This window comes from Methanobrevibacter sp. AbM4 (genome assembly GCF_000404165.1).
In the GTDB taxonomy this organism is placed as follows: Archaea; Methanobacteriota; Methanobacteria; order Methanobacteriales; family Methanobacteriaceae; genus Methanarmilla; species Methanarmilla boviskoreani.
This window is the reverse complement of the sequence record NC_021355.1, coordinates 992,079-1,004,509: the sequence shown is the minus strand read 5'-3', so window position 1 is coordinate 1,004,509 and position 12,431 is coordinate 992,079. Positions and strand designations below refer to the sequence as shown.

Sequence of the window (12,431 nt, the reverse complement as noted above, 5' to 3'; positions counted from 1 at the left end):
AAGCATACCTTAATTCTTAGGTATATCTTTATAAAAGATTAAAAGATGTTATGTTTAATCTTTATAAAAATACCCAATTTTTAATATTTATGTTAAAAGCTTAAAAAATATATAAAATATTCTAAAAAACAATTTAAAAAACTACTAATAAATTTTTATATATTAGCAAATACTAAAATAATAATGTATAAATTTTTATTTTCAATTATTTTTAAAATATGGAGAGGATTATTCTGACAAAATATATTATAATTACTGGTGGTGTAGTAAGTTCTATTGGAAAAGGAATTACTTCTGCTTCTATTGGTCGACTACTAAGATCTTATGGACTTAGAGTATCAGCTATTAAAATTGATCCCTACCTCAATTGGGACTCAGGTACATTAAACCCATATCAACATGGTGAGGTATTTGTGACCTATGATGGAATGGAAACTGATTTGGATCTTGGACATTACGAAAGGTTTTTAGATGTGGAACTTCCAGGTATATCAAACATTACAACAGGAAAGGTATATAGTTCTGTAATCAATAAAGAAAGAAGGGGAGATTATTTGGGAGCATGTGTACAAATCATCCCTCACATTACAGATGAAATCAAAAGAATGATTAGAAATGCTGCCACATTAAAAAATTTTGATGTTGTCCTTGTGGAACTTGGTGGTACCGTTGGAGATATTGAATCTCAACCATTTTTAGAAGCTTTAAGACAACTTAGAAATGAAGAGGGCAGTCAAAATGTAATGTTTGTACATGTAACATATGTGCCTTATCTTGAAGCTGCTAAAGAATTTAAAACAAAACCTACACAACACTCTACTAAAGAACTTAGAAGTACAGGAATTACACCAGATATGATTGTATGTAGGTCCCCTTCACCAATTGATGAAGGCCTACAAGCTAAAATAGCCAACTTCTGTGATGTAGATGAAAATGCCGTGGTAAATACACCTGATGCCAAATCAATATATGAAGTTCCTCTCGTATTGGATAAAAATAATGTTGGAGAATTTATTGTAAATAGAATCCACTTAGATGTAAAACCAGATAGTGCAAAACTTGATGAATGGAGAGGTGTTGTAAAATCCCTTGAAATTCAGGAGCCTGTTGTAAACATTGGTATTGTAGGCAAATATGTTGAACTTGAAGATGCATATATCAGTATCAGAGAATCATTACAACATGGTGCCGCTAAAGTTGGAGTAAAAATGAATATTACCTATATTAGTGCCGATGTAGAACATCTAGATACTAAAGTTTTAGATGAACTTGATGGTATTTTAATACCAGGTGGTTTTGGTGAACGTGGATTCGAGGGAAAGCTTGAGGCAGTTGAATATGCGATAGAAAATGATGTACCTATTTTTGGTATTTGTTTAGGTATGCAATCTATGGTTACCCAATTTGCAAGACGTAATGGACTTGAAGATGCTAACAGTACAGAATTTGGTAATGACTTCAAGCATCCTGTCATTGACTTAATGGAAGAGCAAAAGAAAATCAAGAACATGGGGGGAACTATGCGTTTAGGATCATATGATTGTAAATTAGTTCCTGGAACCAAAACATATGATGCATATAAAGAATTAGGTGGAATATTTAAGGACACTAATCTAATTGAAGAACGTCATAGACACAGATATGAGTTTAACAATGATTATCGTGAGATTTTACAGGAAAAAGGTCTTGTATTATCCGGAGTATCTCCTGATGATTTCTTAGTTGAAATTGTTGAACTTCCTGATCATCCTTGGTTTATAGGTTGCCAATTCCATCCTGAATTTAAATCAAGACCAAATAGGCCACATCCACTATTTACATCATTTGTAGATGCAGCTTATAAATATTCTAAAAAATAATTTTTAATATTTACATAATTATGTAAATATTTTAAATACCTCTTTTTTTATTAAATCATGAAAAATAATTTAAATATAGTGAAATATTGTAAATAGACACTTCTTTCAATCAATGTCTGATTAAATATAACTAATTTTTTTATTTAAATACAGGTTTTTAAAAATTAAAATAAAGTTTAGATTCCAGTCATTTTTTTAAGTTAAATTAAAAAAATTTCATATGCATTAGATAAATAAGATTTGAATATGAATATCTTTATAATACCAATAATTATTACTTTAGTTTATACCATAATTTCGGCTATTTCTGATTTAAAGTATGGTCGAATCAGCAATAAGATAAGTTTATCCCTAACTGGCTTTGGCCTTTTAATTAACCTTATCTATACCTTATATTTTAAATCCATATTCTTTATCTACGCATCAATAGTCTCCCTAACTATAATATTTTCTGTAAGCTATCTTCTTTGGACAATGGGCCTATGGGCAGGTGGTGATGTTAAGCTTTTATGTGGAATCAGTTCTGCAATACCTATAAATTATTTGAAAAGTCCAGTATTTTCTCAAAACTATCTTTTCGTTCCGTTTACTTTTGATGTGATAATAAACAGTATTTTAATCTCTTTTTTACCAATAATTTTCTATGTATTATCTATAAAGTTTAGGAACATTAAAAAGGCAAATCTTAAAAATAGAATTAAATATGAGATTCTATTTTTTAATCTTATAAGATCAACTAACAGTTTTTCCACATATATAAAGGAGATTAACCAGTTAAGGGAAGGGATGATACTTGACACAATAATATTTACCAACAAGGATCAGTTTATTGAAATTAAAAATATTATTGAAAACAAGAAGGACAGTAACTTATCATGTAAAATAAAGGATGATAAACTTTATATAAAATGCGAAAGTTCAGCGGGCATAACAGATTATGATATTCAAAGTCTTAGGGAATTATGTAATAAAAAAATAATGGATAAAAGAGTTTTCATTAAAATCTCAGTTCCATTTGGACCTTTTATATGTATCGGATATATCTTAAGTTTAGTTTACGGCAACATCATATTGATTTTTATTTAAATATTAACAGGTGATTAAATGGGTGTTCTAAAGGAAGAAAATGGTCAGATGTCCTTTGAATATTTATTGCTTTTTATAATATCCCTGATCTTAATTAACGTTTTCATCCTACCGATGATATCAACATCAATAGATAGTATCGATGATTTAAATACGGCATATAACACAAAATCACAAATGGAAGAACTGGTAACGGGTATTAATCAGGTTTATGCATCGGGTTCAGGTTCAAAACGTACGGTATATCTCAACATGAAAAAGGATTCCCAGATTGATATTAATAATGGTATATTGACTAGCGATGTCCTACTATCCGATAACAGCTATAAAAAGGTTGAAGTGAGATCCAATGACTTAAGTTTAAATAATAGGATTACCCTAAATAGGGGACTTAATAGGGTAATTATAGAATGGAAAGGTAATAGTTCACAAATAGAAATTGGTAAAATATAAGAAAATTTACTATAATCTTAAAAGCCATATAGTTAAATCCTCTAATTCACATAAAAGTATATAGATTATTAAAATTAAAACTATAATTATATTAATTTTGAGCGTGAATTATATGGAATTAATTTCAACTTCAATATATGTTATATTATTTATATTTTTATTAGTATTCATATTTTCAATGGCAATATTAAGTCCATATCTTGAAAAGAAAGATATTGGTGGAATCTTATTAATTGCATTTATAATTGGAGCTGTTGGTGGTTTATTCTTTATAAGTCCTATATATGAAGATTTTCCAGAGTTTATTAGTGAAGTAGATGCTATCGTTACTGGTCAGGACCAATACATTAATATTGATATTAGCTCTCAGTATGGATTAAATACTAGTGAAGTTATTAATAAAACCAGGTCTACTCAAGGGGTGGATAAGGTTGTTCCAACTAAAATAAGTTTGGTTACGGGAAATTTCTCTTCGAACTATGTTCAATACATGAAAACCAGTATTGAAGACAATATAAATCAATCATCAAACATTGAGAATGTGACTATTGACAGTGAGAACGGTATTATTAATGCTACCGTTAGAAATACATCAGATCCCCAATTAGTTGTTGATGATATTAGAGAGCTTTTAATTGAATCATATGATATAACTCCAAGTTCCAGTGTTATAAGACTTCAAGCTGGTGTAAGTCCTCTTGATATTGATACTGTATCTGAGGATTTAAGAAACCAAAGTGTTCCTGTAAGTACTGTTGAAGGTTCTATTACAAATAACACTAAGAAAGCCGAAAGCCAACAATTACCGATTTGGATGGTAAGCGTAATATGTGGTTTAATAGGTATTGCTACTGCTTTACTAGGTATATTTGCAGATACCATCTACAATAACTGGAAAAGAATGGGAACTAAAAGAAATAAAAGAAGAATTAACAGAAACTTCTCAAAGACAAATAAAACTAAAACCAAAAAAGAAGAAGAGAAGGAAACTGTATTTGAGGAAGGTACACACAGTGTAGAACCAAACCCTCAAAAGGATATAGTAATCGATAAAAAAGAAAAAAAATCGTTAATCTTTAAAAATAAAGACAAAGATTTTGATGAATTAAATAAAAAATCTAAAAAGAAGGAAAGTGAAGAAAGAACATTAGATGACTTTAATGAGGAATAAATAAAATAAATAGAAATTTTCTATTTATTTTTAAACTATTTTTTTTTAAATTAAACGTGATAATATGAAATCAGCAGTACTTTTTTCAGGTGGTAAAGATAGTACAATGGCATTATACAATTCAATAAATAATGGTGATGATGTTAAATATTTACTTTCTATGGTAAGTAAGAATTCATCCTCTTATATGTTCCATGTACCCAACATTAATTTAACTGATTTAATCTCAAAAGCTGTTAATATACCTTTAATAAAAGCAGAAACAGACGGTGTTAAAGAAGATGAACTTAAAGATCTTAAGGCTCAATTTGAAATATTAAAAGATCAAGGCGTTGAGGCCATTTACACAGGTGCGTTATATTCAACTTATCAAAAATCACGTATTGAAAAATTAGGTGAGGATGTAGGTCTTAAGATAATATCCCCTTACTGGCATGTAAATCAGGAAGAGTATATGCATGAAGTTGTAGACGCAGGTTTTGATGTTATAATCTGTGGCGTATTTGCTTACGGATTAGGTAAGGAATATTTGGGAAGGCATATTGATAACCAATGTATTGAAGATTTAAAAAAGGTCAATGATAAAGTTCCGATTAATCTCGCATTTGAAGGTGGAGAGGCCGAGACATTTGTACTTGATGGACCTATATTTAAAAAAAGAATTAAAATTTTAGATGCTGATGTAGATTGGCATGTTGATAATGGAACTTATATTATTAAAGATGCAATACTTGAAGACAAAGATTAATTATATCGATAGTTTGAGGATATAATTAATTTATTTAAACATGTATTTAATCTATTTAATGAAATTTTATTATTATTTTTTTAATTTAGTATAATTTAATAAACATTATTTTTTAAATTGTAATCTCATTTTTTTTATCATTACCATTTTTAAATTTAATATTGATGGTTTTATAAAATTATTTTATAAGAATATCAATTTTCCTTGTAAATGAATAAGATTTTAAAGATATTTTATCTACTTGATTTATATATAAAAATTTCAGATCAGATATGTTTTTTATAAATAAATTGACTGTTTTTAGAAAATAATAAAATAGGTATATGTGTGTTTAAAAAAACCCAATTTTTAACTTAAATTTAAAATTAGAATTAAAAATATTTATTATAGCTTTTAAAATATATTATATGGCTTTAAAAATTAAAAAACTTATAACCTAATTTTTTAATTTAAAGTCTATTTATAAAAATCGTTTATTAAATCTAAAATAAGAAAAAGTGTCAATTTACTAATTTTAATAAAGTATTGTCTAATACTAAATAAATAATGAGTTTGGTGGTGGTTGGGTGGTTAAACTAATTATTTACATTTTAGCATTAGACTAATATTTATCTTAAAAACACATTATTTAAATCTTTCGATATTATTAGTATATATACAAACTATCAAGTTTAAAATATGAATAAATTTTAATAATTGTTTAAAAAAATAAATATAATTATAGTTTTTAAAAGAATATAATAATTTTGTATAAAAAATAAATTATTAAGGATTAAAAATCATATAATAATTTAAAAAAAAGTTTAAAAAATTTATAGAAAACTAACCGAATAATTATTCTAATTTTAAAAATATCCAAAAAAAAATAAAATTAAAAAGATTAAGATAAAAATAGGTTTAGATATCTATTTACCTCTTTTTTGTAGGAGTCTAGATCATCCTCATTAATAATTAAATAATCTGATGTGGATATCACATCACCTATGCCAAAACTTAACTCATCCAAATCTCTTTTTTTAAAATCTTCAAAGTTTTGAGAGTCATCTACACGATTTCTAAGTTTTAATCTATTAAACCTAGTTTTAGGTGAAGAAAAGACAGACAATATCTTAAAATCTTCAAAGTTATTTTTAAATAACTCCACTTCATAAGGACTTCTAATACCCTCAACAACTATAAGATTTGAATTAACGTTCTCATTTAATAATCCTTTAATCTTATTAATTGTCAAGTTGGCTACAACATATTTGCCAAACTCCTCTCTCAATTTAATAGCTGTAACCCTTGAATCCTCATTTCTTTTTTTAGCCTCTTCCCTTACACAGTCCCCCATATTAACCACAATAGCACCTTTGTCTATTGCAAACTTGGAGATATAACTTTTTCCAGATCCTGGAAGTCCTGAAATTCCAATAACATTCATAATAACACTTATATTTTAATTTATTTTATAAAAAAATTCCTCTAAAAAATTATAAAAATTTATTAAAAAAAGTTTTTATTCCTTAATCTTAAATGAATCCAAAGAATCCTTAAGATTCTCCTCATTATTGAAATCATTTACTATTTTTAATAAAAAGTCTTCATCTTTGTTTTTATATTCATTAGCAAGACGTGTCATTTCAGGTATTGCACGGACTACATTATCTACAATTGAAATATCAGACATTTTAGAAGTTCTTGATAAAGGATTTAAATCAATACAAATTATTTTCTTTCCAGCCTCTTTTAACAATTCTGCTCTATCACCATCTTCAAGTGGAACTAAAATAACATCTGCAACATATATTCCTTGACGACTTGCAGTTGCCCTTGGGTTGGTTATTTTATCAAAATAATATAAATCATCATAATTTGTACCTAAAATATCCTCATATCCATGATCTTTAAATAGTTTTGTAATCTTGTCCACACGCTCTTCAGTTCTATAAAATAGGTTGATTTCAATTTTACTATCTGTTGCTCTAGCAAGTTCTATTACTTCATCAATAACTAAAGCAGTAGTATTGCCATTAACAGATAAAACAGGATGTTCAGCAAGTAATAATGATGCAACTGCAGCTTTCATAGCTTCCTCTGCAGCAGGTACAGTTTTTTCACCCAATAAATAATCAAAGGTTTCACCTCTACCATGTGCAATCATTCCAGAATCAGCTAAATATCCATCTAAAAATGCATTTTTCACTTTATCTCTTAATAATAATGATTCGTATCTCGGATGATTTTTAGGTATCATAATAATATATCTAATTATAAAACTTATATAATTTGTTATTATTTATCATTATAAATTATATTTTAAATCAATCTTCATATATTAAATAATTACTTTAAAAGTAATAGATTATGTAAAATTTAAAATTAATTTATAAATTAGTTTCAATATGTAAATAGTTTTTTTAGAATATAATTTTTAAATATAAATTAAAATAAGTTCTTTTAAAAAAAAGTAAAATTATGTATTAAAACATAATTAATTTTTAAATATAAATTAAAATAAGTTCTTTTAAAAAAAAGTAAAATTATGTATTAAAACATAATTTTTTTATAAAAGTTTAATGTTTCTTAAATGGAATAATTCCAAGACATAAAATGCTTAGTAATAAAATTACTAACGGATTACCTGTTTTAGGAGTAGTTTCAATATTTACATTATTAGTTTTATTATGATTATTATTTTCTGGTTTTGCAGGCGTATTGTTAGTTTCATTATCTGTTTTATTTGTATTGTTCTCAGGTATAGTACTATTTATAACCTCAGTAGAATTATTGGTAGTTATATTTCCAGTTTCATTTGATCCTGCAATTATATAATTTGTAAAGTTACCAGGCTTTGTGGTGTTGAAGTAAACGATAAATTCTGCAGACTCATTTGGTGCTAAACCATGATTATAAGACCATCTATAACTGCCAGAATAGGTCCAATCATCATTACCACTCCAGGAGTCGTAGACCAAACCATCATCCCAACTATCCTCAACAACAAAAACATCATGCAAGGTATAATTACAATCATTAGTAACGCGGATAATAAAAGAAGTCCTATTACCCAGACCAACAACAGGAGTAACAGTAATCTTCTCAACTTTCATATGAGTATCGATATCATCTAAATAATCAACTTTAAACATAATGTCATTTTGGTAACTAGTTGGAGTTAGAAATGTTTTAAAGTTAAATACCATATAAGAACCGTTATCTAATAGCTTAACCGCATTTTTACTTGGTACTCTAAATCCACTATCATATAAATCAATCACTTTTTTAATAGGAGGGTAGTATTGTGCATAAATGGTGAAATTAGTAGTGGTAAATACATAAAGATATTGCTGAGGAATATAACCACCTAAAGAAGGGGTGGCATTTTCATTATTGTAATAATACCAAACGAATATTTTAAGATATTCTGAAACATCTTCTCCAGTTAATGAATTTGTAAGATGGCTTAAATCATCTATAGCAAAACCACTACCACCAGTAAAAGATGCAGGTTCAATACAATATCCATAATAACCGTTACTAAATCTAATCAAACCAGAATAATTAGCAAAAGTTACTTCAGTTAAATTAAGATTTAATACATTTCCATCAATTTTAGAATTTTTAATCGCATTATTTGTTATTGTAACTATTGAAGTATTATTTTCCCCATAATTATCAGTGAAATTAGAATTGATTACAGTAGCATTTGTAGCGAATATTGCACCACCATACTTATCTGCACCGTTTCCGATAAAATTACTATTATTTACATTTATTACACTTCCACTAATTGCACCACCACTTTTATGAGCAGTGTTATTAACAAAAGTACAATTATTAATATTTCCAACACCATTTACTAATATGGCACCACCACGATAACCGGCAACATTATTTTCAAAATAGGAATTAGAAACATTTAATTCATTAGTTGAAAAGATTCCAGAACCTAAATAATTTGTATTGGCATTTCCAGTATTATTAATAAATCTGGAATTGTTTACAGAAACATATGATCCACGTATAGATGCACCACATTTTCCTGCCATATTACTAATAAAATCAGAGTCATCTACAGTTACATTTTCTCCCACAAGTGCTCCTGAACCATATTGATTAGTATTGTTCCTAAAAAGACATCTGGTAGCATTAACTTGTTTTCCATATACTGTGTAATCACCTGCAATATTGGAAATGAAATTGCTTTTATATAATTCCACACTTTTTTTACTGACTATTGCTCCACCTTCACCATTAGGACTATAATCATTTAAATCATTATAAGTGAAATTAGAATTATATACCTTAATATCATTTATAGAATACACTGCAGCACCTTGGTGTATAAAATTGTTTTTCTCCAATTTATTTTCATTAAAATTTGAATTATTAATAATAATCAATGCAGATCTTGAATATATGGCTCCACCATACATTTTTGCAGTATTATTTAAAAAATTACAATTAGATACAACTAATTTATCTCCAGTAGAATGTATAGCTCCCCCAATATTAGATCCTCCAATTCCTGATGAATTACCATTCATTAAAGTTAAATTATTAATTGTAACTTCTGCATTTGTAATATTGAATATAAATGATTTCCCATCACCATCTATGATGTGATTGTTACCGTTAATAGTTAGATTTTTGGTAATTTTTATTCCATTTTTAGAATCAATATTTGAATCAAATTTATAATCATCATTAATATCTATTGTACCATTGGTATTGGCATCAATAATATCCTGCAGATCTTGATATGTTTTGGGATTATTCGTATTTAAACTCTGATTATCATATGAATTTGAATTTAATCCACCAGTTTGAGAGTCTGCTAAAATCCCTGATTCACTTAAATCACTTATATTATCACTAGCAGATATGGCGCCAATACTTACAAAGAATATTATAATGATTAATAAACTTCTCCTTATTCTTATATTTTCACCTCCCTTGGTTTTTTCATAACACCTTATTTATTAAATAAAATAAGACATTTAAGATTCAATATCGAAAATATTAAGATAAATTAAAATTATACAAATTTAATCTATGCTTAAAAAAATATATGCAATATCAAATCTAAATTCATTTTTATAATGAGTTTAATAAATATTTTACTATAAACTTATTAGTTTTAATACAAACATTCAATTATATTTTAAAAATATAAAATAAAATTAGATTTAATAATTTATGAATTCATAAAAATTAATTAAAATAATTTAAAAAAATATAAAAAAATACATTATAATGAAAAATTATAAGACAGAAAAAGAAAAAATATTTTAAAAACAATGAAAAAATAAACCAATTAAATTTTGGAATGATGGAAATGATTATAAACATTTTCTGATACTTTCTGATTCATTCCGTCAACCTCATTTAACTCATTAATACTAGCCTTTGAAATGGAATCAATATTTCCGAATGCCCTTAAAAGATTTAGTTTACGTTTTTTACCAATACCCTGAATACCATCAAGTTCTGATTCTGTGATCTTTTTAGAACGTAATTTCCTATGGTAAGTAACACCAAATCTATGTGCTTCATCTCTCACTTGTTGTAGAATATGTAACGACTGTTTATCATGGGGGATTATAATAGGTTTAGTTGATTGAGGTACAAATACTTCTTCATATTCCTTTGCAAGACCTATTACAGGTATATCATCAAGACCTAACTCTTCAAGAACCTCACATGCAACATGTAACTGACCTTTACCACCATCTATAAGTACTAGGTCAGGTTTTTTATAATCCTCCTCACCTACAAGTGATTTAAATCTTCTTGTTAATAATTCTCTCATCATACCATAATCATTAGGCCCTGGTGTTTCAAGTTTAAATCTTTTGTATAGTTTCTTATTAGGTTTTCCATCAAAAAAACTTACTTTGGAACCAACTTGTAATGTTCCAGATATATTACTTACATCATAACCCTCTATAACATGAGGCACATTCTTAAGCTTAAGATAATTTTGAAGTTCTGTTAAAGCATTAGATACTTTTTCTTTTTGTTTCTTAACTATATCTGCATTACCTCTCGCAAGACGTATAAGACGTAATTTTTTACCTTTCTGGGGTATAACAACATTAACTTTATTGCCTCTTAAATCAGATAACCAATCTTCAATCAATTCAGAATCTCTAACCTTATCTTCAACAATAATCTCTTTTGGAATATGGCGATTAATTCCATAATATTGTTGAATAAAACTATAAAAAATTTCATTTAAATCCTGATTTTGAGTATTATCCATTTGATAGTCTTCCTTTGATATAATTTTACCTTTACGTATGGATAAAACTACAATAATAGTGTTGTTCTTATTTTCAGCACTGGCTATTACATCCTGATCCAACTCATCATTTAAATCAACAAATTGTTTAACCATAACCTCTTCAATGGAGTTTATCTGATCACGTAAAACTGCAGCCTTTTCAAATTCAAGATTCTTTGAAGCGTCCTTCATCTCTTTTTTAAGATTATTAATTATTTCATTGTATTTTCCTTGGAAAAACAAATCTATCTTTTCTATGATTTCCGCATATTCCTCTTTTGTGATGTTTCCATCACAAGGGGCATAACATAAATTAATTTGATAATTTAAACAAGGACCATCCATATTTTTACATGTTCTAATTTTAAACAATTGTTTTAAGAATTTAACTGTAGAACGTACTGATCCGACATCTGTAAATGGACCATAATAACTTCCGGTTTTGCCAATGGTTCTTGTAATGATAAGCCTTGGAAAATCTTCATCAGTGATTTTAACATAAGGATACTGTTTATCATCCTTAAGGCGAATATTATATTTCGGCATATATTTTTTGATTAAATTAGCCTCTAAGATCAATGCTTCCTTCTCAGAAGCAGTTACAATATACTCTAATGAATGAAAATGGTTCATTAAAACTCTTGTTTTTGGTCTATCTACCTTATCTTTAAAATAAGAGCTTACTCTTTTCTTAAGGGATTTTGATTTTCCAACATAGATAACCTCCTCATTAATATCTTTCATAATATAAACGCCAGGTTTAAGGGGAAGATTATCTGGTGAAGTTACTTTGGTTGCCATGATATGAAACTTTGTAATTTATTAAATATAAAAATTAAGTTTAAA

9 protein-coding genes are annotated in these 12,431 nt (G+C 27.2%); 5 read left to right on the top strand and 4 right to left on the bottom strand.

Annotation, left to right across the window (positions count from 1 at the left end; all coding sequences use genetic code 11):
• The first annotated feature begins 218 nt into the window (after window positions 1-218).
• The 5 genes from pyrG to ABM4_RS04080 all read left to right on the top strand — a co-directional run bounded on the left by pyrG (window position 219) and on the right by ABM4_RS04080 (window position 5,317).
• Window positions 219-1,859 (top strand): glutamine hydrolyzing CTP synthase, encoded by a 1,641-nt coding sequence (pyrG, locus tag ABM4_RS04100; protein WP_016358416.1) that lies wholly within the window; start codon window positions 219-221, stop codon window positions 1,857-1,859.
• A gap of 246 nt (window positions 1,860-2,105) precedes the next feature.
• On the top strand, window positions 2,106-2,945 hold the full coding sequence (locus tag ABM4_RS04095) for an A24 family peptidase (RefSeq protein WP_016358415.1): 840 nt from the start codon (window positions 2,106-2,108) through the stop codon (window positions 2,943-2,945).
• Between the two features lie 18 nt (window positions 2,946-2,963).
• Entirely contained in the window at window positions 2,964-3,398 is a 435-nt protein-coding gene (locus tag ABM4_RS08755; RefSeq protein WP_016358414.1) for a hypothetical protein, read from the top strand.
• A 112-nt stretch (window positions 3,399-3,510) separates the two neighbouring features.
• Window positions 3,511-4,569, top strand: coding sequence for a hypothetical protein (locus ABM4_RS08750; RefSeq protein ID WP_016358413.1), 1,059 nt, complete (start codon window positions 3,511-3,513; stop codon window positions 4,567-4,569).
• Window positions 4,570-4,633: 64 nt separating this feature from the next.
• Window positions 4,634-5,317, top strand: coding sequence for a TIGR00289 family protein (locus tag ABM4_RS04080; protein WP_016358412.1), 684 nt, complete (start codon window positions 4,634-4,636; stop codon window positions 5,315-5,317).
• A gap of 880 nt (window positions 5,318-6,197) precedes the next feature.
• Here ABM4_RS04080 and ABM4_RS04075 read toward each other — a convergent pair.
• The 4 genes from ABM4_RS04075 to uvrC all read right to left on the bottom strand — a co-directional run bounded on the left by ABM4_RS04075 (window position 6,198) and on the right by uvrC (window position 12,386).
• Window positions 6,198-6,740 carry an AAA family ATPase gene (locus ABM4_RS04075; protein ID WP_016358411.1) on the bottom strand — a complete coding sequence of 181 codons (543 nt, stop codon included), beginning with the start codon at window positions 6,738-6,740 and terminating at the stop codon, window positions 6,198-6,200.
• 75 nt (window positions 6,741-6,815) lie between these two features.
• Complete coding sequence (locus ABM4_RS04070) at window positions 6,816-7,553, bottom strand: 4-phosphopantoate--beta-alanine ligase (protein ID WP_016358410.1); 738 nt, start codon at window positions 7,551-7,553, stop codon at window positions 6,816-6,818.
• A 319-nt stretch (window positions 7,554-7,872) separates the two neighbouring features.
• On the bottom strand, window positions 7,873-9,846 hold the full coding sequence (locus ABM4_RS04065) for an adhesin-like protein (protein ID WP_016358409.1): 1,974 nt from the start codon (window positions 9,844-9,846) through the stop codon (window positions 7,873-7,875).
• 770 nt (window positions 9,847-10,616) lie between these two features.
• Complete coding sequence (gene uvrC, locus ABM4_RS04055; RefSeq protein WP_016358408.1) at window positions 10,617-12,386, bottom strand: excinuclease ABC subunit UvrC; 1,770 nt, start codon at window positions 12,384-12,386, stop codon at window positions 10,617-10,619.
• Window positions 12,387-12,431: the final 45 nt, after the last annotated feature.